Below are 26,084 nucleotides of genomic sequence, written 5' to 3' on the forward strand. Positions count from 1 at the left end.
ACGGCATGACCACCACCTCCCCGGCCCCCGCGCCGCCCGCTCCTCCGGCACTGCGGACCGACGATCAGCACTTCCGGTACACCGTCGCCGCCGTCGCCACCGCCGCCCTGATGCTGCCGTTCTCGGTGACGGGGGCCGCGGTGGCCCTGCCGAGCATGGCCTCCCGGCTGGGCGCGTCGGTCGGCAGCGCCCAGTGGATGCTCAACGCGTTCAACATCGGTTTCGCCGCGCTGCCGCTCGCGGCGGGCGGGCTCGCCGACCGGTACGGGCGGCGGCGGGTGCTGCTGGCCGGGATCACCCTGGTCGGGACGATGTCGCTGCTGGTCGCGCTGGCGCCGTCGATGGCGCTGGTGGACGCCGCCCGGGCCGTCCAGGGCTGCGGGGCCGCGGCGGTGCTGGCGTCGGGTGCGGCGGTGCTGGCCCACGGCACCTCGGGAGCGCGCCGACGGCTGGCCTTCGGGATCCTCGGCACCTCCTTCGGCACCGGGCTGGCGGTCGGGCCGCCGCTCGCCGGGGCCCTGGTGGAGGGGCCGGGTTGGCGGTCGGTATTCCTGCTGGTCGCGGCGGTGTCGCTGCCCTCCGCGTTCCTCACGGGCCGCGTGCCGGAGTCCCGTACGCCCCGCTCCCCCGGCACCGACCGGCCACCGCTGGACCTGGCCGGACCGGTCCTGTTCACCGCCGGGCTCGCCGCCCTCGCGTTCGGCTTCGCCCGGGCGACCACCGACGGCTGGGCGGCGCCCGTCCCGCTGGGCCTGTTCGCGGCCGCCGTCCTGCTGGTCCTGCTGTTCGCCGTGGTGGAACTCCGCCGGGCCGAGCGGGCCCTGTTCGACGTCCGCCTCTTCGCCCGGCCGGAGTTCCTCGCCGTGGTCTGCCAGCCCTTCACCGTCACCCTCGGCTTCGTCGTCCTGCTCGTCTACCTGCCCACCTACCTGCAGGGCACGGCGGGCCACGGCACCCTGGACAGCGGCCTGCTCCTGCTGCCGATGACCGCCCCCGTGCTGCTCCTGCCGCTGGTCGCCGGGCGGCTGGCCCAGCACACCTCGGTGCGGGCCGTCCTCACCGCCGCGTCGGCGCTCATCGCGCTCGGCGCGCTGCTGCTCACCACGCTGGACGGCGGCGGCTCGTGGGCCGGTCTCGCCGTGCCGCTGCTGCCGTTCGGCGCGGGTGTCGGACTGGCCTTCGGGGTGATGGACGACGCGGCCGTCGGCACCGTCCCGGTGGAGCGCGCCGGGGCCGCGGCGGGCATCTTCAACACCCTGCGGATCACCGGGGAGTCCGTGGCCGTCGCCGGTGCCGCGGCCCTGCTCACCTCGCTCACCGCGGCCCGGCTGCGGGCGGGCGGTCTCGGCGGCGGCCCGGCGGCCGACCTCGCCGGGCAGGCCGTCGTCCAGGGGCGGGTGACACCGGGGCAGCGGGCCGCGGTGGCCGAGGCCTTCACCGGCGCCTTCCACACGGCCGGGCTGCTGCTCGCCGCGCTGTCCGCCACGGGCGCCCTGCTCACCTGGCGTGCGCTCAGGCCGGGTTCGGGGCGGTGACGGCGGACGTGCGGGCGGCGGCACCGGCGGTAGCGGCATTGGCACCGGCACCGGCACCGGTGGCCGTTCCCGCGGCGGTGCCACCGGCAGTGACACCGGCAGTGACACCGGCAGTGACACCGGCGGCGGCTCCGGCGGTGACACCCGCAGTCGCTGCGGCCGCGACACCGGACAGCCGCCGCAGGGCCGACTCCGCCGGGCTGTCGGGGGCGGCCGTGTAGACCACCAGGAGGTGGTGGTCGGCACCGGGCGCCTGGAAGGTCTCGTAGGCCAACTCCACCTCGCCGACCGCCGGATGGTGGAAACGCTTGGCGCCGTGGGACTTCTCGTGCACGTGGTGGCTCGCCCACAGCGTACGGAACTCGGCGCTGCCCAGGGAGAGTTCGCCGACCAGCCGGACCAGCTCCGGGTCGTGCGGCCGGCGTCCGGCAGCCATCCGCAGGATCCCGACCGTGGTGCGCGCGGCCTCGTCCCAGTCGAGGTGGACCTCCCGGGCGCGCGGGTCGAGGAAGATCCGCCGCGCCATGTTGCGGTCGCGCGGCGGGAGTCGGGGGAAGTCGGCGAGCAGCGCGGCGGCGAGCGCGTTCCACGCCAGGACGTCGTTGCGGTCGTTCATGATGACGGCCGGGGTCAGCGGCATCGCTTCGACGACCATCCGCAGGGCCGGGCGCAGCGTCTCCGCCCCGCCCCTCGCGCCCGTCTCCTTCCTGGCCCGGGCCGCCGCCCGGCGGGGTGGTCGCGCCAGGTCGCGCAGGTGGGCGCGTTCGGCGGGGCCGAGGAGCAGTGCCCGCCCGAGGGCGTCGAGGACCTCGTCGGACGGGCGGTCGGCGCGGCCCTGTTCCAGGCGCACGTAGTAGTCGGTGCTCAGCCCGACCAGTTCGGCGACCTCCTCACGGCGCAGCCCGGGCACCCGTCGGCGTCCGGTCGGGGGCAGTCCCGCGTCCGCGGGCGAGACCAGCGCCCGTCGGGCCCGCAGGTAGTCGCCGAGGCTGTTCGGGGTCATGATCGGGTCGGCCATGGGTGTCAGTATCGCCGCACGTCGCAGGCGTGCGGGCGCCGGAGGGTGGCCCCGTCGTACCCACCTTCGCGGTGCCGCCGTACCCGCCTTCGCCGTGCCGCCGCGCCCATTCACTCCGGTGCCGTCGTACCCGCCCGCTCCGCTGCCGCCGCGCCGGCGCTTATTCGCTGGCCCGCACCCGACCGCCGCTCCTACAGTGTCCGCCGGATCGACAATCTCCACGGGAGCCCGGACATGCGCGTGCACTACCCCCGGACTCCGCACCTGCCCTGGTCACCGGGGGCAGCGGCGGACGACGTACGGACCGGGGACCTCGGTGCGCTGGCCGGCGCGGAGGTCGTCGTCACCGAGAAGCTCGACGGCGAGAACACCACCCTCTACGCCGACGGTCTGCACGCCCGGTCGCTGGACTCGGCCCACCACCCGTCCCGCGCCTGGGTGAAGGGCCTGCAGGGCCGGGTCGGCGGGCGGATCCCGGACGGCTGGCGGATCTGCGGCGAGAACCTGTTCGCCCGGCACTCGATCCCGTACACCGACCTGGAGAGCTGGTTCTACGGCTTCTCGGTCTGGACGGACCGCGACCACTGTCTCGACTGGGACGACACGGTCCGCTTCCTGCGCCGCCTCGGTGTGCCGTCGCCCCGGGTGCTGTGGCGCGGCCGCTTCGACGAACGGGCCCTGCGCACCCTGAAGTTGGATCCGGACCGGCAGGAGGGCTACGTGGTGCGGACGGTCCGGGGCTTCTCCCGGGCGGAGTTCGGCGCGCGGGTCGCCAAGTGGGTCCGCCCGCACCACGTGCGCACCGACACCCACTGGATGCACGCCGCCGTGGTGGAGAACGGGCTCGGCCCGGGTGCCGCGCTGTGGGCCGTACGGTCCGGGGCGCTGCCCGAGCCGGCCGCCCTGGCCACCGCCCTGAACCTTCCCGAACTTCCCTGCGAGTCAGAGCAGTTGTCGGATGTGTCGGCCCGGCTGGACGAGCTCGGCCGCGGCGGGGACGCCCGGCTGGCCGGGGTGCTCGCCACCGCGCTGCGCGCCGGGCACCGGCAGTCCCTGGCGCCGCGGCTGGCCGGGCCGCTCGGCCTGCCGCTGGCCCGGCGGGTCGCCGACCTGGTCGGGCTGCACCCCGGCCTGCACCGGCCGTACCCGGACGAGGACCGCCGCGCCGGGCTGGCCCGGCTCTCCTGCGCCGCCGACCTCGGGGTGCTGCACGCCGTCGCCGCGGCCGCCGCTCCCGGGGCGGAGGAACGCGAGCAGGTCGCCTGGTCCGCACTCCACGCCGAGGACGCCGGGCTGCTCGACGGCGCGCCGCTCGCCCGGCTGCGCACCGGCCTGCGCGAGGCGCTCGCCGGCCTCGACCGGGACGCCGCCGATCGCTGCTGGGCGCAGGCCCGCGAGGCGTTCGCGCTCGGCCGGATCTCCGGTGTCGAGGAGGCGGTCGCCGCGACCTGGCGCCGGCGGGACGGCGGCTTCCCCCGGCTGGTGCACCTGTGCGGCCCGTCCGGCAGTGGCAAGAGCAGTTTCGCCGCCGGGCTCGCCGGCGTCACCGCCCGGATCAGCCTGGACGACCTGCGCGCCGCCCGGGGCTCGCGCTCCGACCAGCGCGACAACGCCGTGGTGCTGCGCGAGGGCCTGGCCCGGCTGGACGCCGCCCTCGCCGCCCCGGGCACCGACGGCGCGGGCCCCACCGTCGTCTGGGACGCCACCTCCCTCAACCGGCAGCAGCGCTCGCACGTCCACGCCGTCGCACAGCGCCGCGACGCCCTGCTCACCCAGGTGGTGCTGGTCGTCGACGAGGACGAACTGCTGCGCCGCAACGCCGTGCGACCGCACCCGGTGCCGGCCGACGTGCTCACGGCGCAGCTGTACCGCTTCAGCCCGCCCTACCCAGGCCAGGCGCACCGCACCTGGTACGTCGGCGCCGGTGGCACCGTGGAAGACACGGCGGGCACACTCGACGCCGAGGAGGACTGATGCGTCCCATCGAGCAGATCTGCCAGCGCATCCGCTGGGACGCCCGCTTCGACCCGGCCCGGTTCACCCTGGGCGTGCGCCAGCGCGACGACCGCACCAAGCGGGTGCCGCTGGAGGCCTTCGCCGCGGCAGGCGACATCCCCTGGCACCGGGTCCACTGGGTCGAGGCCGACGGCGTGGTGGTCTGGGACCGCGTGTCCGGCGTGGACCTGCTCGACCGCACCGAGGCCGGACGCCGCACCGACCCGCGCCGCCTGCGCTCGCCGTTCTTCGTGGCGACGACCCCGTACGCCTGGCGGCCGGACGGTCACTGGCAGGCCGTCGCTGCGGAGAGCGTCCGGCCCGGGGCTCCGGCGGTCACGGGCCTGCGCGTGGTCACCTGGAACACCCTGTGGGACCGCTACGACGCCGACCGCATCGCGACCGCCCGCCGGCGCCCGCTGCTGCTCGCCGCACTGGAGGCCGCCGACGCCGACGTCATCGCCCTGCAGGAGGTGGAGCCGGCCCTGGTCACCCTGCTGCTGGCGGCGCCCTGGGTGCGCGCCGGGTACACGCTCAACGCCGACCCGCTCGGGCGGGACGTCGACGAGCACGGCCTGCTGCTGCTCAGCCGGCTGCCCGTCCTGGAGGCCGGCCGGCACGCCCTGGGCCCGCACAAGGCCGTCACCGCGATCACCGTGGGGACCGCGGGCGACCCACTGACCGTCGCCGCCGTCCATCTGAGCAGCGACCACTCACCGGACGGCGCGGCCCGCCGTGCAGCCGAACTCGCCCGGATCGCCGAGGGGTTGGGCGGCGTCGAGGGTGAACTGCTACTGCTCGGGGACTTCAACGACGCCCGTTCCGGCGCCTCGGGCCCGGCCGCCGCACTCGGCCTCCGGGACGCCTGGACGCAGGTGCACGGACCGTCCGACGACACCCCCACCTTCGACCCGACGGCCAACCCGCTCGCCGCGGTCTCCTCCCTCACCGGCCGGCCGGGCCGCATCGACCGCGTCCTGCACCGCGCCGACCGCACCCGCGCCACCGCCGCCACACTGCTCGGCAACCACCCGACCACCGACGGACTGCACCCGTCCGACCACTACGGCGTGGCCGTGGACCTCGGCCTCGGCGGAGCGGCCGGGGCTGCCGACGGAGCGCCGGACTTCCTCGACGCCGCGCCCGTCGCGCGCACCGCCGTCGCCTGGCTGCCGCCCGAGGAGCTGTGGCCGCCGATCCAGCGGCTGCGCGCCGCGCACGACCCGCAGCTGCACCGCTGGCCGCCGCACGTCAACCTGCTGTTCGGCTTCGTCCCGGAGGCCGAGTTCGACCGCGCCCTGCCGCTCCTGGGCGCCGCAGCCGCCGAAGCGGCCCCGTTCACGGCACGGCTGGACGGGGTGCACACCTTCGGCCACCGCGAGGACGCCACCGTCTGGCTCGACCCGGCCGCCGCCTCCGCCGAGCCGTGGGCGGCGCTGCGGCACGCGCTGGAGCGCCGCTTCCCGCGCTGCCACGGCCGTGCGGAGGGTTACACCCCGCACCTGACTCTCGGGCGCAGCACCGACCCGCAGCGGGTGGCCGCCGACTGCGCGGCCCGGCTCCCCGGGGTCACGGCCCGGGTCGGCGAGCTGGTGGTGCTCTCCCGCCGGGGCTCCGAGCCGATGCGACCGCGCGCGGTGGTCACGTTGGGGACGGGTGAGGTGCGGCCGGTGCCCGCGGAGCAGGCCGTCCGGCTGCAGCCGGAGTCTCCCCAACAGACCTCTGCGGCAAGGATATTGGCCCGGCGCATCACGGAGGCACTACCGGACGGCGCGGTCCGTCTGGTCGGCTCCCGGCGGCTGGGCTGCCACCTGGACGGCGCCGACGTCGACCTCGTGGCGGCGCTGCCCGGCCCGGCCGACCTGCCCGGCGTCCGCACCCGGGTGGCGGCCGCACTGCCGGAGGCCCGGCGGCTGCGCGAGGTGGTCGGCGCCCGGGTGCCGGGACTGCGGCTGGAGGCGGACGGCCTGTCCGTCGACCTCGTCGTGGTCTTCACCGGCTCCCTCGACCCGGCCCAAGCCGTGGCCCGCCGTGCGGAACTGGGCGAGGCGGAGGCCGTCGCACTGAGCGCGGTCACGGACGCCGAGGCGATCCTCGCGGCGGTCGGCGACCGGCACGACCGCTTCGTCCGGCTGGCCCGCCAGGTCAAGGCCTGGGCCCGGTCCCGCGGACTGGACTCGGCACCCTTCGGCCAACTTCCGTCGCTCGCCTGGTCGATGCTCGCCGCACGCACCGTCCTCGACCACGAGGACACAGACTGCGACCTCTTCCGGCAGTTCACCGAGACCTGGGCGGGCTGGGACTGGCGGCAACCCATCGCCCTGTCAGGCGAACTGACGGATCGTCAGGTCGGTACGGTCACCGTCCTCACCCCCTCCTCTCCCGTGCGCAGCTGCACCACCCAGGTCGGCGCGGACACCCGCGACCTGCTCACCGAGGAGCTCTACCGCGCCTGGGAGCTCAGCACGGAGAGCGCCGACCCGTGGCCCGCCCTGCTCACCCCGCCCCCACTCCACCGGCGCCACGCCGCCTGGGCGGTGGTCACCGCCCCGGAGGAGTCCGTCGGGCTGGTCCGCGGCCGCCTCCGCGCCCTGCTGACCGCCCTGGAGGAGGCGGGCGGCACCCACCTGCACGCCTGGCCGCACCCCTACCGGACCGCCGACGGCCTCACCCACCACCCCATCGGCCTCGGCCCCGACCCGCTCGCCGCCGACCGGCTCGCGGCGGTCGCCGACTCCTGGGGCCGCCACCTCCCCGGCGTCCACGTCCGGCATGTCGAGGGCGGCGCGGTCCCCACCCTCACCTAGCCGAGACCTGGCCGTCCGAGGCGACCCTGTGCCGCGCCTCGGTTTCGAGCCGGGCGGCGGCTTTCAGGGTTTCCGACCAGGTGCCCGTTCCGTGTTCCTCCAGGGGACGCAGAAGGTCGGCGACCTTCTCGGCGCAGGCCCGCGCCGCCGTCGGCGTCTGCGGCAGCAGTGCTCGGCCGTGCGCGAGCAGCAGGCCGCCGAGGAAGTCGATCGCGTGGACCTTCGGGACGGTGAGGTCGCCGCCGAGGTGCCGCTCGGCGCCCGCCAGCAGGGCCTCCCGCATCGCCATCGACTCGGCGTGCCGCCCGATTCGCCAGTAGGTGCCGGCGAGGAGCAGCTGCGCCTCGTAGGTGTCCGGGGCGTCCGCCGACAGGACCCGGGTGTGCTCGGCCAGCGACTGCTCCAGCGTGGTGACGGCGTCGTCCGGGCGTCCGTCGTACAGGTAACGCTTCCCGAGCCGCTGTCGCGTGGCGAGCGTGGTGGGGCTGTCGAGACCCTTGGTCCGGGCCAGGTCCGCCAGGAGGCGTTCCAGGACGGCGACGGCGTCCGCGGTGCGGCCGACCGTCCCGTACACGGCTTCGAGGAGGGCGCGGGCGTTGAACGTCCGTCGATGGGTGTCGCCCACGCGCCGAGCGGAGCCGTCGACCAGGCGTTCGGCCGGTGCGACCGCGTCGGCGGCCCGGCCTGCTGCGAGGTAGCAGGTGACGAGGGTCTTCCTGGCGGAGAGGGTCGGCAGGCCGTCGTCGCCGTGGATCCGCTCGCTCTGCGCGTGCGCCAGTTCGGCCGTCCCGACCGCCTCGTCCGTCCGGCCGACCTGGCGGTAGTAGCCGGCCAGGAGGGTGCGGCTGTGCACGGTGTCCTCGTGTTCGTGGCCCAGGGTGCGTTCCCGCTCCCGCAGCACCGCCTCGCCGAGCTCCACCGCTTCGGCGACACGGCCGGTGTTCTGGTAGCAGGAGGCGACGTTGCTGCGCACGGTCAGCGTGTTCGGGTCGGTCGGGCCCCACAGCTGCTCCACGTCGGCCAGGAGCTGTTCCGCCAGCGCGAGGGCCTCGGCCGGGCGGCCGGCCTCGCCGTACGAGACGACGAGGCTGTTCCGGACCGAGATGCCGCCGGAGAGGCCGAGCGACGAGGCGGACGGGGTGGTCGACAGCAACTGCTCCCCGAGCGCGACGGCGTCGGTGCTGCGGTCCGCGATGTTGTAGGCGGAGGCGAGACCCAGGAGGGCGCTCCTGGTGTCCTCGTGGTCGGGTCCGAACCGTTCCTCGCACTCCCGCACGAGGAACTTCCAGTACTCGGTGGCCTCCACGTGCAGGCCCGCGTCGGTGAGGCTGCGTCCGAGTGCGAACAGCAGGGAGTCCGCTCCGATCATCCACATGAACTTGTGTTCCGTCCGGGCGAGGTGCTCGCTGTTGGCACGCAGCACGTCGACCAGGGCACGGTCGGTGTGCTCGTACTCGGGCCACAGGCTCTGGAGGCTCCACGAGGCGGCGAAACAGGCGCCCAGGTACTTGGGCCCGACCTCGCGGGTCGCGCGGGAGGTGAGGGCGTGGACTGCGATCGCGCGGGGGCCCGCGTCCGGGCCGCCGTCCGTCAGCAGGTTGTAGTTGTGCAGCACGGCCAGGACCTGCCGGGCTTCGGTGGCGGAGACCGGGGGCTTCGGCTTCTCCTTCCGGCCCGCCACCAGGCGCCACAGGTTCCGCAGCACGGACTTCGGCGGGAACGGCGGATCGGTGATCCGGCGGTCGGGGCCCGACCGCCGCTCGGCGAGGTAGTCCAGCACGGCGGGCTCGGTCCACAGCTGCCGGGGGTGTCCGGCGGGGTCGAGCACGGCCGCCAGCTGCATCGCGGGGACGGCCAGGCCCTCGGGCTCCTCCCGCTGCGCCGCCTCCAGCGCCACGAGCAGGGCCGCGGTGACGGGCCGCCCGTACCTCTCGGCGTCGGTGGCGGCGGGCATGAGCGAGTCGAGGTCCGCCGACCGGGCGGTGAACCTGTCCAGGTACTCCCCGGTGGTGCAGCCGTTGCGGACGGTGTACGCGGCGGCGTGCCCGAGCGCGAGCGGCAGGTGTCCGAGCACCTGGGCCAGCCGCTCCGCGGACTCGTCCAGCAGCTCGGGCCGCCCCGCGCCGGTGAGCCGAGACCGCAGGAAGGCCAGCGACTCGTCCCGGCTGAACAGGCCCACCTCGACGATTGTGCGGCCGGCGGAGCTGACCGTGGCATCGCGCAGGCGGGTCGTGGCGAGGACCTGGCTGCCGGGATTCCGCGCCCGGGTCGGCCACACGGCACTCCGGGTGAAGTCGGTGACGTCGTCGAGGACCAGGAGCCACCGGCCGTCGGTCGCCGTGAGCCAGCTCAGGAAAGCGGCGGCGTCCCGCTCGGTGTCGGCGGGGTCCGCGGTGGTACCCGGCACCCCCAGCGCGGCCGCGGCCCGCGCGTACTGGGCGAGGACGTTCGAGACGTCGGTCGCGTCCACCCACAGGACGAGGTCGGCGCCGGTTTCGGCGGCCCGGTGCGCCCACGCCGCGGCGAGCTGGCTCTTGCCGACGCCGCCGCCTCCTGCCAGCACTGCGGACCGGAGGCCCAACCCGTGCGGCGCCTCGGCGGCGAGGGCCGCAGCCAGCCGTCCGTGGACGTCGTCCCGCGACTGGAAGGCGCTCGCCAGCGAGGGGAGGGCGCCGAGCGGGAAGGGGCCACCACCGGCCGCCTGCGGCGGCCCGCCCCGGTCGGGCGCGGGGTTGACGATCACCGTTCCGATCCGACCGGCCTGGATCACCGGGCCGTGGACGGTGCCGCCGCTGAGCGTGCTCGTCACGGTCATCGGCGCGGCGTCCGGCGCCGACCCGTCCCTGGTCGGCTCCTCCCCGGCCCCGACCTCGTTCCCGTCCACCGCCATGGTCCCTGCCCCTCCCCGGCACCGCCCGTCACGAGAAGCCTGCCACCGCCCGCCCCGCCTCGGCGTCCGTTCCGGCAACACGGACGCACGGACGCCGGGCCCTCCCGTCCGGGTCCTTTCGGATCAGTGCGCGGCGTCGGGAGTCCGGCTGGGAGTCCCGACGTGACGCCCTCGTCCTGGATGCGGATGCACTCGGGGTTTCGCCGGTGCTTCCGGCCGACGGGGCACCTCCCGGCCCCCTGGGGCTGGGGGTGAGCCGGCGGCGCGCGCTCGGCAAGATCCGGAGGAGAGGGCCTGGCCACGGTCGAGCACTCAGTCCGTGCCACCTTCCAGCGGAAGGCGGTCCCGGTAGTACTCCGACTCCAACCACTCCTCCTTCACGAAGAGCGGACGCGTGAGCCGCACGTCGCCGACCCGCTGGTCCCGCAGAAGGATCCCGAGGTCGGTCAGGGCGAGCGACGCGTCCGCGGTGAACAGGATCCAGTTCCCGTGCTCCGAGGCGTGGTCCGGAAGGAACTGCTGGCCCCACCCTGGATCGCTCCCTGCCAGGGGGAATCCTGCCAGCCAGACCTGCGGACCGATGACGGCGTCCAGCGCGACGCAGGCGAGCCGGCCGACGTCGTAGAACGCCTTCACCCCGTTCGGGAAGTCCTCCTGACCGTACGGGCCACCGACCCGGGACCGGGGCTCGGAAACCATCAGCGCCTCGGCGACGTCCGCCGGAGACATCCCGAAGAGCAACGGTCCCACTCCGATGTCGGGCCGCAGCTCCCACGGCTCCCGCTCCCCCACCACGCCCGTCCGCCCGCCCCGCCCCGGCACCGCGCGAGAGGACCTGCTCGACGGCCTGCGCTACCTCGGGCGCCACCGTCTGATCGGCCCGCTGGTCGCCGTCGGGACGGTCTGCGAACTCGGCCTCGCCGGCACCCTCAACGTCGGCATGGTGCTCCTCAACGCCGAGCGCGGCTGGGTCCGGCACCCCGGCCTGGCCGCCGGTGGCGACCGCGATCCCGGACAAGAAGCAGCAGACGAGCCGCACGCGCCGGTCGTCGGGCTCCTTCACCCGCCCGAGGCGCTCCAGCGCCGCCATGTTCCGGGCCGGGATCACCACCGCGCCACCGATCTCCGCCGACGCCGCCGGCGCACCCCGCCCGCGCGCTCGACCGTCGGGCGGGCCCTGACCGGGCCACCCGCACCGGATTGGCCCGGGACGACGCCCCGCGCCGCTCGTTACGCTCGGGCGCAGTCGATCAACGGAGAACCGCCATGCACCCCGAACTCGCCGCCGACCTGGCCCGGTTGCCCGACCTCCTGGAGGAGACCCGGCGGCGGGCCCTGGCCTTCCTCGACGGTCTCGACGAGCGGCCCGTCGTCCCCCGGGCGGCCCCGCCCGGCGCCGGATCCGGCGCCCCGATGGAGCTCTCCGAGGCGGGCGGCGGGCTGCCCGCGGCGCTGGCGGAGTTCGCGCAGTGGTGGGAGCCCCGGCTGTCGGCGAGTGCCGGGCCGCGGTACTTCGGCTTCGTGACCGGCGGAGCGACCCCGGCGGCGCTGGCCGGCGACTGGCTGACCTCCACCGTCGACCAGAACTCCAACTCCTCGCTGGACCCGGCCGGTCAGCACCTGGAGCGGGAGACGGTCGGCTGGCTGCGCGTGCTGTTCGGGCTGTCGGAGGCGCACCACGGAACGTTCGTCAGCGGCGCGACCATGTCCAACACGGTCGGGCTGGCGATCGCCCGCGAGTGGCTGGGCGAGCGGCTCGGGGTGGACGTCGCCGAGGACGGGGTCGGTGCGCTCGGCCCGGTCCGGGTGCTGTCGGGCGGCGCGCACTCCTCCGTGTCCAAGGCGCTGTCGGTGCTGGGCCTGGGCCGGTCGGCGCTGCGGCGCGTGCCCCTGCTGCCGGGCCGGGAGGCGGTGGACGTGGCCGCGCTGGAACGGGCGCTGGCCGGGACGGACGGGCCGTGCGTCGTGGTGGCCAACGCGGGCACGGTCAACACCGTCGACTTCGACGACCTGCGGGCGATCGCGGGCCTCCGCGAGCGCCACCGCTTCTGGCTGCACGTGGACGCCGCGTTCGGCGCCTTCGCCGCACTGTCGCCGGAGCACGCGGAGCTGGTGACCGGCCTGGACCTCGCCGACTCGGTCTGTGTCGACCTGCACAAGTGGCTGAACGTGCCGTACGACAGCGCCGTGCAGTTCACCCGCCGCCCGGACCTGCAGACCCGGGTCTTCCGCAACGCCGCCGCTTACCTCGGCCCCGCCCCGGTCTCCGGCCGGGCGGGCGGCCACGGCGAGCACCCCGACCTGGTCCACCTCACCCCGGAGAACTCGCACCGGCTGCGCGCCCTCGCGGCCTGGTTCACGCTGCGCGCATACGGGCGTTCGGGCCACCGGGAGATCGTGGAGCGCAACATCGCGGGCGCCCGGGTGCTCGGCGAGGCGGTCGAGCGGATCGACGGGCTGGAACTGCTCGCCCCGGTCCGGCTGAACGTCGTCTGCTTCACCCTGACGACGGACCCCACCCCCGAGCGCCTCGCCGCCCTCGCGGCCGGTCTGGCCGGGGAGGCCTTCCTGACCCCCACCCACTACGCCGACCGGCCCGCCCTGCGCGCGGCGTTCAGCAACTGGCGCACCACGGAGGCGGACGTCCGGCGGACGGCGGAGGCGCTGGCACGGGCCGTCCGGACGCAGGCCGCCGGCCGGGACGGGGATTGACCGGGGACGAACCTGGGCGGCCCCGGTGACGCCCCCTCACGCGCGGGGACGGCACCGGGTGCGGCACCGGTGACGAGTTCAGCTCCGGTTGTGGTCCCCGGTCCCGCAGTCGATCAACTCCCGCAGGATGTCGAGGTGTCCGGCGTGCCGCGCGGTCTCCGTCGTCATGTGGATCAGCACCCAGCGCAGCGTGACGCTGTTCCCCGACCAGGACGTCCCGAGCTCCTCCAGGGCGAGTTCCCGGATCACCTCGTCCGCACCGGCCCGGGCCCGTGCGTAGAACTCAAGGATGTCGGCCGTCGACTCGTGCGGCTCCACCCGCATGTCGGAGGTCTCGTCGGCGTCGATGTCGAACGGCAGCGGCCCGGTGTCCCGTCCGAACGTCTCGCGGAACCAGCCGAGTTCGGCACCGCCGAGGTGCTTCACCAGGCCCAGGAGGTTCGTGCCGGACGGCGTCATCGGACGGCGCAGCTGCTCGTCGTCCAAACCCTCCGTCTTCCACAGCACCGCATCGCGGTGCCGGTCCAGCGCCGCGTGAAGGCTTTCCTTCTCCCCACCTGTGAAGGGCACTCGTATGCTCATGCCCGGACCGTACCAGCCGCCTCCGACAGCCGGCCGCGCACGCCACGGTCCGGGCACGCAGCCCGGACGCGCGACCCCGGCGCACGCCCGGGCCCGGCCCGCCGACCGCGCAACACGCCTGGCCCGCCTTGACCTTCACACCGGTGTCAGGGTCGATGATGCTCCCATGACCGCCACACCCTTCGACCCGTACGCGCTCCTCGCGCAGAGCCGCCTCGGCGTCCTCGCCACCATCAAGGCGGACGGCCGGCCCCAGCTCTCCCCCGTCCTGCCGTTCTACGACCGGGAGGCGAACAGCATTCTGGTCTCCACCCGGGACGGCCTGGCCAAGACCGTCAACCTGCGCCGGGACCCCCGAGTGAGCCTGGAGGTGACCGGGCCGGACGGGCGCTCCTGGGTCACCGCCGAGGGCGTCGCCGCCCTCACCGGTCCGGGCACCGATCCCGACGGGCCGGAGGTCGAGGCGCTGGTCGACTACTACCGCCGCGCCGCCGGCGCGCACCCCGACTGGGCGGAGTACCGCCGGGTGATGGTGTCCGACCGCCGGGTGCTCCTCACCATTCCCGTCGACCACGTGTACGGCACCCACCTCTGAACGTGCCCCACGGCACCCGCCTCCGAGCGTGCCCGATACGGCACCTCCGAGCGCGTCCGGTGCGGCACCTCCGAGCAGTCCCGGCCACCGTCACAGGGGTACGGTGGCCGGGACACCCGGAGGTCAGGCCGACGTGGCGGTGACCACCGTGGCGTCCAGGTCCTCGTGCCGGCTCTCCACCGCCGCCAGTCCGGCCGCCCTGGTCACCGCGAGGGCCGCCGCGACCTGCCGCTCACTGGTCTCGAACAGCAGCGCACCGCCCGCCGTCAGCCACCGCGGCGCCTCCGCGACCACCCTGCGCAGCACGTCCAGGCCGTCCGCCCCGCCGTCGAGCGCCGGCCTGGCCTCGTGCAGCCGCGCCTCGGGCGGCAGCAGCCCGAGGTCACCGGTCGGAACGTAGGGGACGTTGGCGATCAGCACGTCCACCCGGCCGCGCAACTCGTCGGGCAGGGCAGCGAACAGGTCGCCCTCGTGGATCCGCGCTCCCGTCCCGGCCAGGTTGCGGCGGGCGCAACGGACCGCGTCCGGGGCGATGTCGGCGGCGTACAGCTCGACCGGGTGCGCGGCCCCGGCCGCCACGGCGGCGCCGAGCGCACCGCTGCCGCAGCACAGGTCGAGCACCACCGCCCCGGGGCCCCGGGGCGGGCCGGTCAGCGCGGTGGCGGCGGCGGCCAGGAACTCGCTGCGGCGGCGCGGGACGAAGACGCCCGGGTCGACGGCGATCCGCAGACCGGCGAACTCGGCCCAGCCGACGACGTGTTCGAGCGGCCGCCCCTCGGCGCGGGCGCGGACCATGACGGCGAGTTCGGCGGGCGAGGCGGCGGCGGTGAGCAGGATCCGCGCCTCGTCCTCGGCGAACACGCAACCGGCAGCGCGCAGCCGGGAGACCACCGAGGAACGGAGGGAAGCGGAGGAGAAGACCGGCAAGACAACCCCTTGGGGAAGACGGGAGGAAGGCGAACGGAGGGAAAGGACTCCGTCAGGGCTCCCGCAAGGGCCGACACCGCGCCGGTGCGCCACCCGCGCTACACGCGTGCGGCGCCCGCACGGCCGCGCTCCGGGAGCACCCGCTCGGACGTTCCGGTAATGGGTCTCACCTCCCTGAGTCGCGGTCATACTCGGCGCCGAACACCCTACCGCACCACCCGCCGTGGATGATCAGTCGCCGGCCGGAAGCGGCGCGGGCGGGCCGACCGGGCCGCTCGCCCGCAGGTCGTGCCAGAAGGTTGCCGAGGCCTCCTCGCGCAGGGCGCCGAGGTCCTCGGCGATGTGGGAGGGCCGGCCGGCAGGAGCGCGTCGGGCGCGGTCCGTCCAGGGCGAGGGTCGGCCGGGCCGGGCAGCAGGTCGGTGAGGCTGGTCGGAGTTCCCCTTCGGGTGGTGGTCGGCCGCTCGACGCCTCCCCATCGCCCCCCGCGGCCTTGCTTGCCCACCGTGCGGCCTTCGGAGGTGCACTCGTACAAGGACCCGATCGGGGCGCCCGCCAGTCAGGCGGGCTGCGGCGCCGGCGGCCTGGTGCGGTACTCACCGGCCGCCCCCGGGGGAACCAGACAGGGCAGCAGCCAGTCCCACAGCGCGCCGACCCGCCGCGCACGCTCCTCGGCCGGGAATCCCTCCGCGAACACGACCTCCAGGCCGCAGGCGGCCGTCACCACCAGGGTCTCCGGACCGAGCGCTCCCGAGCGGTCCCGCAGCTCGCCCGCACGACCGGCCTCGGCCAACAGGCCCCGGACGACCCCGGCCCAGACGCTGTGGAAGCCGCGCAGGCCCGCGAAGGCCGACCGTGGGTCCGCCGCTCCGGAGCCGTCCGACCCGGGCCCGCCCCGGACGTACCCGCCCGACGCGTACCCGCCCGACGCGTACCCGGCCGACGCGTACCCACCCGACGCCGGCCGGCCCGCGGTGGCCCTTGTCGGCCGGAGGTCACCCGGCGCACCCCCTCCCGACCGCGGCTGGACCTGCCAGCCGCCGTCTTCACGGCCGAGCCGGAACGCCGCCCGGACCACCGGGTCCGCCCCCAGGGCGTCGACCAGCCAGTACCCGGCGTCGATCAGCCCCTGGAGCGGTGAGGAGGAGGCGCCCCGGTCGCCGCAGGCCGACCGCAGCGAACACTCGGCCTGCTCGAACACCGCTCTGGCCAGCTCCTCCTTGGAGGCGAAGTGGAAATAGAGCGCCCCCTTCGTCACCCCCGCGGCCGCGGCGATCTCGCCGAGGGTGGCACCGGCGTAACCACGACGGTCGAACAGCCCCGCCCCCGCCTCCACCAGCCGCCCGCGCGTCCGTTCCGACCTCTCCTGGACCACCCGTCCCACAACCCCTCACGACGACAAGCACGTTCCGACCAGATCCCGGCAGCTCCCGGGCGGGCGCCGGCCTTCCGATCCGACCTCCTCAGCCGACCCGGCTGAGCCGGGCCGCCCCCGCACCCTCCGGCAGCGCGGCGGCGACAGCGGGCTCCCGCTCCGGCCCGGCAAGGCGCTCGGGCCCGGCAAGGCGCTCCGGCCCGGCGAGCAGGATGGAGCGCTGCAGGCGGCGCAGTCCGGCGGACGGCTCCATGCCCAACTCCCGTACCAGGGTGTTCCGCAGGCGCTGGTAGGCCTCCAGGGCCTCGCCTCGCCGTCCGGAGCGGTGCAGGGCGACCATGTACTGGCCGTGCAGGCTCTCGTGGGTGCGGTAGCGGTCGACCAGGACGGTGAGTTCCGCGAGCAGGACGCGGTGCCGGCCCAGGCGCAGGTCGGCGTCGATCCGCTGGTCCAGCGCGCAGAGCCTGGTCTCCTCCAGCCTCCGCGCCTCGACGGCGAGTTGGCCGCCGACCGGCACGTCGGCGAAGGCCGGACCGCGCCACAGCGCGAGCGCCTCGCCGAGCATCCGGGCGGCCAGCGGGTGATCGTCGGCGTCGATCGCCCGGTAGCCCATGCCGGCCAGCCGCTCGAACTCCCGGACGTCCGCCAGCCCGCCGCCGCTGTTGAGCATGTATCCGCCGGGCGAGGTGACCAGGACGTCCTTGGCGCAGGACACCCCGGCCTCCGCGCCGACCCGGGCGAGCGCCCGGTCGATCAGGTCGCGCAGTTGCAGGACGTACGTCTGCACGGTGGTGCGCGCACTGCGCGGGGGACGGCCCGACCACAGTTCGTCGGCCAACACCCCCGCCGGTACGACCTGGTCCGCACGGAGCGCCAGCAGTCCCAGCACCTGGCGCGGCTTCGGTGCCGACGGCACCACCGACACCCCGCACACCCGGACGTCCAACGCCCCGAGCACCCGAATTTCCACGATGACCACCCCAATCACACGGAACGCCGCAGGCTCTTGCGCCGCGGCCGGCACCCGGGTCGACACCCCTGGGGGCAACTGTCACCAGTGAAAAACAGGACGAGCGGTTTGTCAATACAAAACCGAACGTGCTGTTTGTTTCTGAGGTCGAACGATCCCACCACCGTGCGGAGTCACTCCACTACTCCAGGTGTCGATCGCAGGGCAAACCGAAGGCGGCGCAGGACCTCCGTGGTCCCGTCGCCGCCCGTGCGCGCCCGTCGCCGCCCCACCTCCCGCGGAGGGGTGGCCGGTTGAGTTCCCGTCAGCCCGTGCCGGCGCCTGCCCGCACCTCGACCGGCACGCCGTCGCCGTCGCCCTCTTCCCCGTCACCCTCCCCCGCACGGGCCGCCGCGATCTCGGCGATCACCTGCGCACCCCGGTCCGGCCCCAGCCGCAGGGAACCGAGGACGCCCGGCACGGCAATGCTCGGCATCAGGTGCTGGAACAGCGCGGACACCCGAAGTTCCAGGTCAGCACGCCCGGAGAGCTTCTGGGACTGGATCTGCACACCCGTCCACGCCGCGATGATCAGCCACGCGGTGTCCGCCGGGACGACGTGCGGCAGCAGCTCGCCGCGCTCGCCGGCCGCGAGCAGGATCGTCTCCATCCGGCCGATCCACCCGGGAATGGCACCCCCGCCGAGGTCGTCGAACACGTCCTGCCCGAGCGACAGCCGAGCACCCGCGCTCAGCAGCGGATCACGCGGCATCAGGTGCGCCACCACCATCCCGGTGTCCACGAACTCCTGGAGCTTGCAGCTCCGTTCGGGAACTCCGTCCTGGGAGAACTGCTCCTCGACCACACCCTGCGCGAGATCCCGCTTCGACGCGAAATGGAAATACACCGCACCACGCGTCACACCGGCCCGGGAGACCACCTCGCCGATGGTCGCGCCCTCGTACCCGAACTCGTCGAAGACCGACGCCGCCGCCTCCAGGATCAGCCGACGCGTCCGGAGCGCCCGCTCCTGCCGTACCACCGCAACCACCCCGCCCTGAGAGCCCGGAAAACAAAACCAAACACCCCGTATCTTAGCTACGCCCCACCCGCAACCGACAAGACGATGTCGGTCAATCCCCCAACCGTTCCCCTTTCTCCACAACCCGACGAGCCCCGTCCGACGGGCCGTCACCACACGCCCCACCCACCCCGGCAGCCCACGACGGGCTTGAGGACCTTGCCGACCTTCGTCGGCGAAGCTGTCGGAAACGTCGCGCCGTCCGAAAAACCGAACGATTGGTTTCTTTGAGAGTGCCCACCGGCCCGGCCGACGCACACGGCGACGGCCGGTGGGTACGCCGCGCGACGGCGCGCCTCCACGCCTCCACGCCACGGATCGGGACACGGAGCCTCGCCGGCACCGGCGCGTGACGACGAGGGAAAGCGGGCGGCAGCGGCCGTCTGCGCTCATCAGACGGACCTTGGTGGTGAAGCCGCCGCGCGGTCCTGATGCCCTCCCGGCCCGGCCCCCTCTGAATCACGGGCTGGCGGCGGATCGGTACGAGCGCCGGCCGTGCGCTGATGGGCCCGGACGATGGTGGAGTCGACGGGGATGCCCCAGTCGATGTCCCCGGCCGCGTCCGCTTCCGCCCGGACCCGCTGGAGCAGACGCTCCCAGGTCCCGTCGGCCGACCACGGCCGATGGCGTCCGTGGACCGCCTTCCACGGACCGAACCGCTCGGGCAGGTCTCACCGGTGCGCTCCGGCCCGCAACCGGTACCGAATCCCGTCGATCACCTGCCGGTGGTCCCGCCACCGGGCACAACGCCTGCCGCTGACCGGCAGGAACGGCCGCAGCCGTGCCCCGCTCGGCACCCGTGAGATCTCCCCGCCCCATGTCCGATCCAACGACCAGGCGGGCGACAGTCACATGATCAACCGGACGGGTCCTGGCTGAGGAACGCCCGAGCGGTTGTCACTCTCACAGCCCGAACGGTCGGTGGGCCAGGGCCAGTTCGACCACCTCGGCCGCTGTCCGCTCCGGCCCGTCGGGCCAGTAGATCAAGTCGCTGACATGGCCACTCGGACAGCCGAGGCCCCTGTCCAGCGCCTCCAGCGCGCGGTCGACCTCGGCGTCGTCGACGCAGTCCCCATCCATGATCTTCTGCACCATCGCAACAGCCGACTCACGAGTCATCACTGCTTCGGTCACCCCCTTCCCCGACAAGGTTAGCCTGGTGAGTCACGTGATCGACCGGACAGGCCCCGTCCCGGTTCAGGGCGTCGCGGGGACAGATTCGGAATCACCGCCCGGTCCTGGAGCACCCGGGCCGGCACCGTTCCGGGCGGCTTTCGGACCCGATCGGGTCCAGGAACCGGGCGGGTCCAGGAACCGGGCGGGCGTCAGGCCGCCCAGGGCAGCCGCAGGGCCTCGATCTCCGGGTCGGTCAGCAGGGCCTCGATGAGGGCCGGGGGTCCGGCGACCTTGGTGGCCCAGAGGTCGTAGTCGGTGCAGAGCAGCCAGGAGTGGTCGGCGGCCCAGAAGTTGGACGGGCTGAAGTCGGCGTCGTCGGTGTCGTAGAGGAGTTCGGCGTCCCCGAGGCGGCCCACGCGCACGTGGAGGTTGTCGAAGTCGTAGCTCCCGGTCATCAGCGGGTTGTAGTAGGCGAGGCAGGGGGTGTCCGGGCCGGCCGGGCTGTGCTCGGTGAGGACGGCGACCAGGCGGTTCCAGGTCGCCCGGTCCAGGCTCCCCTCGGTGGGCGGGACGATGCCGACCGGCCAGCTGCCGTCCTTCTTCACCGACGGGAAGCAGCGGTAGCAGGGGAGCATTCCCTCGGGCACCACCGGGTCGCCGAGCCGCGCGGCCAGTTCCACCCAGCGCAGTCGGCGCCAGCCCGGGCCCGGGTGCTCGGCCCGGCCCAGGCCGCCGCCCGTGAGGACGCCGACGGCGTCCAGGTCCACGCCCGCGATCACGCAGCGCTGCGCGGTGCCGTCCGCCAGCCTGGCGCGGTGGCGGTCGTCGTACGAGAGTTCGCTCGGCCCGCGCTCGTGCTCGTACATGGCGTTGAGCACCCAGGCGGCGTCGGGCATCACGGGCGGCATGAAGCCGGTCGTGCCGTCGCCGCACAGCTCCGCCAGCCAGTCGGTCGTGCCGGACGGCGCGAGCGGCCACAGGCCCGACAGCGGGTCAGCCGACGACGCGGGCGACGACGCGGGTGACGGCGCGGTCGGCGGGGCGGGTTCCTCGGGCATTCGATCATGCTCCCACACCGGCTGACCAGTGCCTCCAGGCGGGCGGCGCCGTCATCGTCGCCCCGCTCCGCCCGTCCGCACGGCCCCGGCGCCGGCTCCCACCACGATGAGGATCGCCAGGCACTGCGACGCCGACAGCGCCTGCCCCAGGACCAGGAATCCGGCCAGTGCCGCGACCGCCGGGGCCAGGCTCGTCAGGACCGCGAAGGTCGGGGCGGGCAGGCGGCGCAGCGCCAGCAGTTCCAGCGTGTAGGGCAGCCCTGAGGACAGCAGCGCCACGGCCAGGCCGAGCCCCAGCACCCCCGGATCCAGCAGCGCGCCGCCCGCCGAGCCGATGCCGAGGGGCAGGCTCATCAGTGCGGCGACCGCCATCGCGACCGCGAGTCCGTCCAGCCTCGGGAAGCGCGCCCCGGCCCGGGAGTTGAGCAGGATGTACGCGGCGAGCATGGCGCCCGCACCGAGCGCGAAGGCCGCGCCCGCCGGGTCGAGCCGGCCGAAGCCGTCGCGTCCGAGCAGGAAGACCCCCGTGAACGCCAGGCCGGCCCACACCAGGCTCATCGCGCGACGTGCGGTGACCACCGACAGCAGCAGCGGGCCGAGCACCTCCAGCGTCACCGCCGGGCCGAGCGGGATCCGGTCGATCGCCTGGTAGAAGAGGATGTTCATGCCGCCGAGGGCCAGTCCGAAGCCTCCGGCGACGGCCCAGTCCGTACGGCTGTACCCGCGCAGCCGGGGGCGGCAGACGGCGAGCAGCAGGACGGCCGTGATCGTCACCCGCAGCATCACCGTCCCCAGCGCCCCGACCCGCGGGAACAGCAGGGCGGCGACGGCGGAGCCGAACTGCACCGAGAGGGTGCCGGCCAGCACCATCCCGACGTCGCCCAGGCTGCCGACGCCGCCGGGCGCGATTGCCGTGCGGACGCGGCCGAGGAGCGGCGGACCGCCCGGCATGCCCGCCGCACCCGCTGCACCGGCTGCACCCGCTGCCGCGCTGGTGGCCGTGCCCGTGGCGGTCGCCGTGCCCGTCGAGGTGGGCACGGCAGTGGCGGTCGGCGCGGCCGTGGCGGTCGCCGACGGTGAACCCGTGTTCGTCATGTCCCCACGCTAGGGAGCCGCCCGGTTCGCGTGAAATGCCGATCGTGCAGCGATTATGCTTCCCGGGCATGACCATCGAGCTGCGCCACCTGCGGGCCTTCCTCGCCATCGCCGAGGAGGGAACCATCACCCGCGCCGCCACCCGGCTGCACATCGGCCAGCCCGCGCTGTCCCGGACGCTGCGCCAGCTCGAAAGCCACCTCGGCGTCCGCCTGGTCGACCGCTCCACGCACCACCTGGAGCTCACCGCGGCGGGCCGGACCTTCCGCGACCGGGCCGCCGCCGCGCTGGCGGCCGTGGACACGGCGCTCGACCCGCGCGCCCTGACCGCCCTGCCACTGCGCCTCGGTCACCCCTGGGCCGCACTCGGGGAGCACACCGTCCCCCTGCTGCGGCGCTGGGACCAGGAGCACCCGGACGTGCCGCTGGAGCTGCGCCGGATCGACGACCGCACGGCGGGGCTCACCCGGGGCAAGGTCGACATCGCGCTGCTGCGCGGCGACGTGACGGACTCCGACCTGGTCACGCAGCTGCTGCTGGAGGAGGAGCGGGTCGCGGTCGTGCCTGCGGACAGCGACCTGGCCGACCGGTCGAGCCTCACGCTGGCGGACCTCGCGGCCTGGCCGATCGCCCTGAACACGGTGGCCGGCACCACCACCCTGGACCTCTGGCCCGCCTGCGCCCGTCCCGGGACGACGATCGAGGTCACCAACACGGACGAGTGGCTGACCGCCATCGCGGTGGGCCGGGCGGTGGGCATCTCGACCTCGGCGACGCCGCGCCTGCACCGGCACCCCATGATCGCCTACCTCCCGCTGACCGACGCCCCGCCGGTGCCTCTGCTCCTGGCCTGGCGCCGCGGCACCCCGACCCACCCGGCGGTCCCGGCCCTGGTCCGGCTGACCCGGGAACTGCTGGCGGGGCACTGACCCCGACCGGCCGGCACCTCCCCCGTCGACCACTCCAGGATCCACAACCAAACGGTTGAATACGAAGGCCGGGCGGCGTAGCGTTGTCCTCAACCAATCGGTTGAGAATGAACAGGGGTACGCGGTGGCTGTCGACCAGCTCTCCCGGGCGTTCGTCGCCCTGGCGGATCCGACCCGGCGGGACATCGTGGCCCGACTGTCGACCCGGGACGCGACCGTCGGCGAGTTGGCCGAGTCCTACGCGATGTCCATGCAGGCCGTCTCCAAACACCTGAAGGTGCTGGAGGAGGCCGGGCTGGTGAGCCGCAGTCGGGACGGGCAGCGCCGACCGTGCCACCTGGAGCCGCAGGTGTTCGACTTGATGACGAGCTGGATCGAGCGGTACCGACGCCAGGCCGAGGAGCGGTTCAGCCGCCTGGACGCCCTCCTCGCGGGCATGTCCGACGACACCACCGCCCACGCCGCCGCGCACACCACGACCCGCGGCGCCGCCCACGGCGCCCGGAACGACCATCACACCGACGACACCGACCCACCCCAGCAGAGCGAAGGAGTCCCGTCATGACCTCCACCACCGGCCCCGAGACCCGTATCGAGGCGGACCCGAAGCTGCCCACCATCCGGATCGTCCGCGAGTTCGACGCCCCGCAGGAGCGGGTGTTCCGGGCCTGGATCGAGCCCGAGCTGGTCGCCCAGTGGCTCGGCCCGAAGGACCTCGACATGAAGATCGACACCTGGGAGGGGCGCACGGGCGGGCGTTACCGCTACTCGATGCATCGCGAGGGCCAGGAGATCGCGGCCTTCTACGGCTCCTTCCACGAGGTCCGGCCGGCCACCCGGCTCGTCCAGACCTTCACGTTCGAGGGCGTGCCGGACAGCGTCTCACTGGACACCGCGACCTTCGAGCCAGCCGGAGAGGGCCGCACCCGCGTCACCGTGCTGTCGGTGGTCGACAGCCTGGAGGCCCGGGACGCCATCCTGGCCAGCGGCATGGAGCACGGCGTGGTCGAGGGCTACCAGCAGCTGGACGCCCTGCTCGCCGCGGGCTGATCCGGGAACCCGGACGGTCAGGGCAGCACGGCCACCGCCTCCACCTCGACCAGCTGGTCGTCGTAGCCCAGCACCGAGACACCGAGCAGGGTGCTGGGCGCGTCGTGCTCCCCCATGTACGCGCGGTACACGTTCCACACCTTCACCAGGTCCGCCTGGTCGGCCGAGGCCACGTACACGGTGGTCCGGGCGACGTCGGTGAGACCGGCACCCGCGTCCTCCAGCGCCGTCACCAGATTGCGCATCACCTGGTGGGCCTGCCCCTCGTAGTCACCGACGGCGACCGTCCGGCCCTCCTCGTCGAGCGGGCAGGCCCCGGCCAGCCACAGCGAGCGCGCCGGGGCGTCGACCACCGCGCCGTAGGCATAGTCGACGGCGGGCGTCAGCCGCGTGCTACGGATCAACTTGACGGCGCTGCTCACGAGTTCCTCCGACCGGCCGACCGAACGTTCGAGCCCATCGTTGGCCCCGCCCGAACGACCGTCAAACCATTTACCGGCGAACTCCCCACCGCCACCGGGCCGCTCGCCCACGATTCACCGTTGCGGGTGATGGCGCACCGCCCCGCCGGCGCGAAATGCTGGTGGCCGTACCCGCACCCCCACCGCAACCGCCGCCCGGGAGCCGCCCCATGGAAGCCCAGCCGTCCGACCGCGACCAGGACCCCGGCGTCGGGCGGCGCCGCATGCTCGGCCTCGCGCTCGGGGCGGGCCTGGCCCCCGCGCTCGGCCCGGCGGCGCAGGCCGCGCACGCGGCGACCGCGGCACCGCACGGCTCGGCCGGCGGGCCGGGCGTGGCGGCGGTGGCCGCCGACGCGCTGGGCCTGCGGGTCGCCGCCGTGGCCGAGGCCCAGATCGGCGTGCCGTACGCCTGGGGCGGCGGCGACCGCCTCGGCGCCGGTCTCGGCTTCTGCGACGACGAGAACGGCTACCTCGACGGCGTGTGCATGGGCGAGAAGACGGTCGGCTTCGACTGCAGCGGCCTGTCGCTGTACTGCTGGTACCGGGCCAGCCAGGGCACGGTCGAGCTGGGCCACTACACCGTCGCCCAGTTCCACCGCGGCGCCCCGGTGGAGCGGGACGCGATCGCCCCGGGCGACCTGCTGTTCTTCTCCCGCCCCGACGCGCCCCTGCACCACGTCGGGATCCACGTCGGCGACGGCGCGATGATCCACGCCGAGCGCACCGGGACGCTGGTCGCGCGAGTCGAGAACGTGCTCGACGTCCCGCGCTGGGCGGGCGAGTTCGCCGGTGCCCGCCGCCCCGGGCAGCCCGTCGGCTGACCGTCCGGGCCGGTCACGGACCGCTGCGCCGCTCCCCCAGCCCCCGGTGGACCCGCAGCAGCAGCGACTGCAGCACCTCCCGTTCACCCACGTCCAGCGGCGCGAGCACCTCGTCCTGCACCACCCGCGCCTGGGCGTCGAGTTCGGCGAGCAGTGCCCGCCCCGCCCCGGTGACCGAGACCGAGACCCGCCGCCGGTCGGCCGGGTCCCTGGCGCGCTCGACGTACCCGGCGACCGCGAGCTGCTCCACGACCTTGGCGAGGTCGCTCGGGTCGAGGCCCAACCGCCGGACCAGGTCCCGCTGGGCCTGCGGCCCGAAGTCGGCGAGCGAGGCCAGCACCGCCATGTCCCAGAGCCGCAGGCCGCGTTCGGCCAGCCGGTCGGCCAGCCGGCCGCGCGCTGCCTTGCCGATCCGGGAGAGCAGGTAGCTGCTCAGGTCCAGCAGGGTCGGGGGGAGTTCGGGCGGCGGGTCGATCGGGGTCTCGGAGGCCATGGCGGAAGTCTAGGGTGTCTTCCTATAGTGGGTTCAGACCCACTAATTCTCGACCCACCGGTTCCGCCCCCCTTCCCGACCCGCCCCTCCCGGGCCGCCGGTGCCGTGCCGCCATTCCCGGGCCGTCGGTGCCGTGCCGACCCGGGACCGGACCCCAGGAGTTCGACCGTGGACGCCCTGTACCCCCGACTGCTCGTCACCCGCTTCGCCGACTGCTTCGCCTTCTACCGCGCGACACTCCCGCCGCTCACCGGCGCCACCCTGGTCAAGGGCACGCCCGAGGGCCCGTACGCCAACTGGGACGTCGCCGACCAGGCCGTCCTCGTCCTCTTCGACCGCGCCACGATGGCCGCCACCCTCGGCACCATCGACCTGCCCGCCCGGCACGCCGCGCCCGCCCAGGACGCCGCGATGCTGGTGTTCCGGGTGGACGACGTGGACGCCGCCCTCGACCTCTGCCTGCGCCACGGCGGCACCCCGGCCGCCGCGGCGACCGACCGCCCGGAGTGGGGCCCGAACCTCCGCAGCGCGCATCTGCGCGACCCGGACGGCCACCTGATCGAGCTGCAGTCCTACTGACACGGTTGCCGCCGACGG

23 protein-coding genes and 1 pseudogene are annotated in these 26,084 nt (G+C 74.7%); 11 read left to right on the forward strand and 13 right to left on the reverse strand.

What is annotated here, in order from left to right:
- Positions 1–5: 5 nt before the first annotated feature.
- Positions 6–1,535, forward strand: a complete 1,530-nt coding sequence (locus AB0D10_RS35020; RefSeq protein WP_360263431.1) for an MFS transporter — start codon at positions 6–8, stop codon at positions 1,533–1,535.
- On the opposite strand, the gene AB0D10_RS35025 is transcribed toward AB0D10_RS35020, so the two are convergent.
- Positions 1,513–2,553: a helix-turn-helix transcriptional regulator gene (locus tag AB0D10_RS35025; RefSeq protein WP_360263434.1), complete on the reverse strand. Its 1,041-nt coding sequence runs from the start codon at positions 2,551–2,553 to the stop codon at positions 1,513–1,515. The genes AB0D10_RS35020 and AB0D10_RS35025 overlap by 23 nt on opposite strands.
- 234 nt (positions 2,554–2,787) lie before the next feature.
- Between AB0D10_RS35025 and AB0D10_RS35030 the strand changes: the two genes are divergently transcribed.
- Together AB0D10_RS35030 and AB0D10_RS35035 are read left to right on the forward strand one after the other, a co-directional pair.
- On the forward strand, positions 2,788–4,527 hold the full coding sequence (locus tag AB0D10_RS35030) for an RNA ligase family protein (protein WP_360263436.1): 1,740 nt from the start codon (positions 2,788–2,790) through the stop codon (positions 4,525–4,527).
- Entirely contained in the window at positions 4,527–7,355 is a 2,829-nt protein-coding gene (locus AB0D10_RS35035; protein WP_360263439.1) for an RNA repair domain-containing protein, read from the forward strand. The genes AB0D10_RS35030 and AB0D10_RS35035 overlap by 1 nt, the downstream gene beginning before the upstream one ends.
- Here AB0D10_RS35035 and AB0D10_RS35040 read toward each other — a convergent pair.
- Together AB0D10_RS35040 and AB0D10_RS35045 are read right to left on the reverse strand one after the other, a co-directional pair.
- Complete coding sequence (locus tag AB0D10_RS35040; RefSeq protein ID WP_360263441.1) at positions 7,348–10,245, reverse strand: tetratricopeptide repeat protein; 2,898 nt, start codon at positions 10,243–10,245, stop codon at positions 7,348–7,350. The genes AB0D10_RS35035 and AB0D10_RS35040 overlap by 8 nt on opposite strands.
- A 312-nt stretch (positions 10,246–10,557) precedes the next feature.
- Entirely contained in the window at positions 10,558–10,974 is a 417-nt protein-coding gene (locus AB0D10_RS35045) for a hypothetical protein (RefSeq protein ID WP_360263443.1), read from the reverse strand.
- 85 nt (positions 10,975–11,059) lie between these two features.
- Here AB0D10_RS35045 and AB0D10_RS35050 point away from each other — a divergent pair.
- A pseudogene (locus AB0D10_RS35050) lies at positions 11,060–11,215 on the forward strand (MFS transporter); the annotation flags it as partial.
- Between the two features lie 296 nt (positions 11,216–11,511).
- Entirely contained in the window at positions 11,512–12,957 is a 1,446-nt protein-coding gene (locus tag AB0D10_RS35055; protein WP_360263446.1) for a pyridoxal-dependent decarboxylase, read from the forward strand.
- A gap of 78 nt (positions 12,958–13,035) precedes the next feature.
- Here the strand turns inward: AB0D10_RS35055 and AB0D10_RS35060 are convergent, their stop codons facing one another.
- The gene (locus AB0D10_RS35060) at positions 13,036–13,539 is read right to left on the reverse strand and encodes a DinB family protein (RefSeq protein ID WP_360263449.1); all 504 of its coding nucleotides are present in this window, start codon (positions 13,537–13,539) and stop codon (positions 13,036–13,038) included.
- Between the two features lie 166 nt (positions 13,540–13,705).
- Here AB0D10_RS35060 and AB0D10_RS35065 point away from each other — a divergent pair, with 166 nt between their 5' ends.
- Positions 13,706–14,134: a PPOX class F420-dependent oxidoreductase gene (locus AB0D10_RS35065; RefSeq protein ID WP_360263452.1), complete on the forward strand. Its 429-nt coding sequence runs from the start codon at positions 13,706–13,708 to the stop codon at positions 14,132–14,134.
- 123 nt (positions 14,135–14,257) lie between these two features.
- On the opposite strand, the gene AB0D10_RS35070 is transcribed toward AB0D10_RS35065, so the two are convergent.
- The 7 genes from AB0D10_RS35070 to AB0D10_RS35100 all read right to left on the reverse strand — a co-directional run bounded on the left by AB0D10_RS35070 (position 14,258) and on the right by AB0D10_RS35100 (position 21,733).
- Positions 14,258–15,061: a putative protein N(5)-glutamine methyltransferase gene (locus tag AB0D10_RS35070; RefSeq protein WP_360263455.1), complete on the reverse strand. Its 804-nt coding sequence runs from the start codon at positions 15,059–15,061 to the stop codon at positions 14,258–14,260.
- A gap of 557 nt (positions 15,062–15,618) precedes the next feature.
- Positions 15,619–16,434, reverse strand: coding sequence for a TetR/AcrR family transcriptional regulator (locus tag AB0D10_RS35075; protein WP_360263458.1), 816 nt, complete (start codon positions 16,432–16,434; stop codon positions 15,619–15,621).
- A gap of 88 nt (positions 16,435–16,522) precedes the next feature.
- Entirely contained in the window at positions 16,523–17,404 is an 882-nt protein-coding gene (locus AB0D10_RS35080; RefSeq protein WP_360263460.1) for an AfsR/SARP family transcriptional regulator, read from the reverse strand.
- 304 nt (positions 17,405–17,708) lie between these two features.
- Positions 17,709–18,425 carry a ScbR family autoregulator-binding transcription factor gene (locus AB0D10_RS35085; RefSeq protein WP_360263463.1) on the reverse strand — a complete coding sequence of 239 codons (717 nt, stop codon included), beginning with the start codon at positions 18,423–18,425 and terminating at the stop codon, positions 17,709–17,711.
- 942 nt (positions 18,426–19,367) lie between these two features.
- Positions 19,368–19,559: an e9imm peptide gene (locus tag AB0D10_RS35090; RefSeq protein WP_360263465.1), complete on the reverse strand. Its 192-nt coding sequence runs from the start codon at positions 19,557–19,559 to the stop codon at positions 19,368–19,370.
- Positions 19,560–19,789: 230 nt separating this feature from the next.
- Positions 19,790–20,638, reverse strand: coding sequence for a hypothetical protein (locus AB0D10_RS35095; protein WP_360263468.1), 849 nt, complete (start codon positions 20,636–20,638; stop codon positions 19,790–19,792).
- 51 nt (positions 20,639–20,689) lie between these two features.
- Complete coding sequence (locus AB0D10_RS35100) at positions 20,690–21,733, reverse strand: EamA family transporter (RefSeq protein WP_360263471.1); 1,044 nt, start codon at positions 21,731–21,733, stop codon at positions 20,690–20,692.
- 68 nt (positions 21,734–21,801) lie between these two features.
- On the opposite strand from AB0D10_RS35100, the gene AB0D10_RS35105 reads away from it, so the two are divergent.
- The 3 genes from AB0D10_RS35105 (at position 21,802) to AB0D10_RS35115 (ending at position 23,712) form a co-directional block, all read left to right on the forward strand.
- Positions 21,802–22,662, forward strand: coding sequence for a LysR family transcriptional regulator (locus tag AB0D10_RS35105; protein WP_360263473.1), 861 nt, complete (start codon positions 21,802–21,804; stop codon positions 22,660–22,662).
- Between the two features lie 124 nt (positions 22,663–22,786).
- Positions 22,787–23,227, forward strand: coding sequence for a metalloregulator ArsR/SmtB family transcription factor (locus tag AB0D10_RS35110; protein WP_360263476.1), 441 nt, complete (start codon positions 22,787–22,789; stop codon positions 23,225–23,227).
- Positions 23,224–23,712 carry an SRPBCC family protein gene (locus AB0D10_RS35115; protein WP_360263479.1) on the forward strand — a complete coding sequence of 163 codons (489 nt, stop codon included), beginning with the start codon at positions 23,224–23,226 and terminating at the stop codon, positions 23,710–23,712. Before AB0D10_RS35110 ends, AB0D10_RS35115 begins: the two co-directional genes overlap by 4 nt.
- Positions 23,713–23,729: 17 nt before the next feature.
- On the opposite strand, the gene AB0D10_RS35120 is transcribed toward AB0D10_RS35115, so the two are convergent.
- Positions 23,730–24,134 (reverse strand): RidA family protein, encoded by a 405-nt coding sequence (locus tag AB0D10_RS35120; RefSeq protein ID WP_360263481.1) that lies wholly within the window; start codon positions 24,132–24,134, stop codon positions 23,730–23,732.
- A gap of 209 nt (positions 24,135–24,343) precedes the next feature.
- Between AB0D10_RS35120 and AB0D10_RS35125 the strand changes: the two genes are divergently transcribed.
- Positions 24,344–24,994, forward strand: a complete 651-nt coding sequence (locus tag AB0D10_RS35125; protein ID WP_360263483.1) for an NlpC/P60 family protein — start codon at positions 24,344–24,346, stop codon at positions 24,992–24,994.
- A 13-nt stretch (positions 24,995–25,007) separates the two neighbouring features.
- Here AB0D10_RS35125 and AB0D10_RS35130 read toward each other — a convergent pair whose 3' ends face one another.
- Positions 25,008–25,487 carry a MarR family winged helix-turn-helix transcriptional regulator gene (locus tag AB0D10_RS35130; protein ID WP_360263486.1) on the reverse strand — a complete coding sequence of 160 codons (480 nt, stop codon included), beginning with the start codon at positions 25,485–25,487 and terminating at the stop codon, positions 25,008–25,010.
- 168 nt (positions 25,488–25,655) lie between these two features.
- Here AB0D10_RS35130 and AB0D10_RS35135 point away from each other — a divergent pair, with 168 nt between their 5' ends.
- On the forward strand, positions 25,656–26,066 hold the full coding sequence (locus AB0D10_RS35135) for a VOC family protein (protein ID WP_360263489.1): 411 nt from the start codon (positions 25,656–25,658) through the stop codon (positions 26,064–26,066).
- Positions 26,067–26,084: the final 18 nt, after the last annotated feature.

Source organism: Kitasatospora sp. NPDC048545, from assembly GCF_040651155.1.
Taxonomy (GTDB): domain Bacteria; phylum Actinomycetota; class Actinomycetes; order Streptomycetales; family Streptomycetaceae; genus Kitasatospora.

What these genes read in the sequence shown, in the direction of transcription:
- AB0D10_RS35025 (WP_360263434.1), bottom strand. Translation starts at nt 2,553, where the DNA reads ATGGCCGACCCGATCATGACCCCGAACAGCCTCGGCGACTACCTGCGG.
- AB0D10_RS35100 (WP_360263471.1), bottom strand. Translation starts at nt 21,733, where the DNA reads ATGACGAACACGGGTTCACCGTCGGCGACCGCCACGGCCGCGCCGACC.
- AB0D10_RS35045 (WP_360263443.1), bottom strand. Translation starts at nt 10,974, where the DNA reads ATGTCTCCGGCGGACGTCGCCGAGGCGCTGATGGTTTCCGAGCCCCGG.
- AB0D10_RS35020 (WP_360263431.1), top strand. Translation starts at nt 6, where the DNA reads ATGACCACCACCTCCCCGGCCCCCGCGCCGCCCGCTCCTCCGGCACTG.
- AB0D10_RS35030 (WP_360263436.1), top strand. Translation starts at nt 2,788, where the DNA reads ATGCGCGTGCACTACCCCCGGACTCCGCACCTGCCCTGGTCACCGGGG.
- AB0D10_RS35115 (WP_360263479.1), top strand. Translation starts at nt 23,224, where the DNA reads ATGACCTCCACCACCGGCCCCGAGACCCGTATCGAGGCGGACCCGAAG.
- AB0D10_RS35035 (WP_360263439.1), top strand. Translation starts at nt 4,527, where the DNA reads ATGCGTCCCATCGAGCAGATCTGCCAGCGCATCCGCTGGGACGCCCGC.
- AB0D10_RS35040 (WP_360263441.1), bottom strand. Translation starts at nt 10,245, where the DNA reads ATGGCGGTGGACGGGAACGAGGTCGGGGCCGGGGAGGAGCCGACCAGG.
- AB0D10_RS35130 (WP_360263486.1), bottom strand. Translation starts at nt 25,487, where the DNA reads ATGGCCTCCGAGACCCCGATCGACCCGCCGCCCGAACTCCCCCCGACC.
- AB0D10_RS35125 (WP_360263483.1), top strand. Translation starts at nt 24,344, where the DNA reads ATGGAAGCCCAGCCGTCCGACCGCGACCAGGACCCCGGCGTCGGGCGG.
- AB0D10_RS35090 (WP_360263465.1), bottom strand. Translation starts at nt 19,559, where the DNA reads ATGGTGCAGAAGATCATGGATGGGGACTGCGTCGACGACGCCGAGGTC.
- AB0D10_RS35065 (WP_360263452.1), top strand. Translation starts at nt 13,706, where the DNA reads ATGACCGCCACACCCTTCGACCCGTACGCGCTCCTCGCGCAGAGCCGC.
- AB0D10_RS35105 (WP_360263473.1), top strand. Translation starts at nt 21,802, where the DNA reads ATGACCATCGAGCTGCGCCACCTGCGGGCCTTCCTCGCCATCGCCGAG.
- AB0D10_RS35055 (WP_360263446.1), top strand. Translation starts at nt 11,512, where the DNA reads ATGCACCCCGAACTCGCCGCCGACCTGGCCCGGTTGCCCGACCTCCTG.
- AB0D10_RS35060 (WP_360263449.1), bottom strand. Translation starts at nt 13,539, where the DNA reads ATGAGCATACGAGTGCCCTTCACAGGTGGGGAGAAGGAAAGCCTTCAC.
- AB0D10_RS35095 (WP_360263468.1), bottom strand. Translation starts at nt 20,638, where the DNA reads ATGCCCGAGGAACCCGCCCCGCCGACCGCGCCGTCACCCGCGTCGTCG.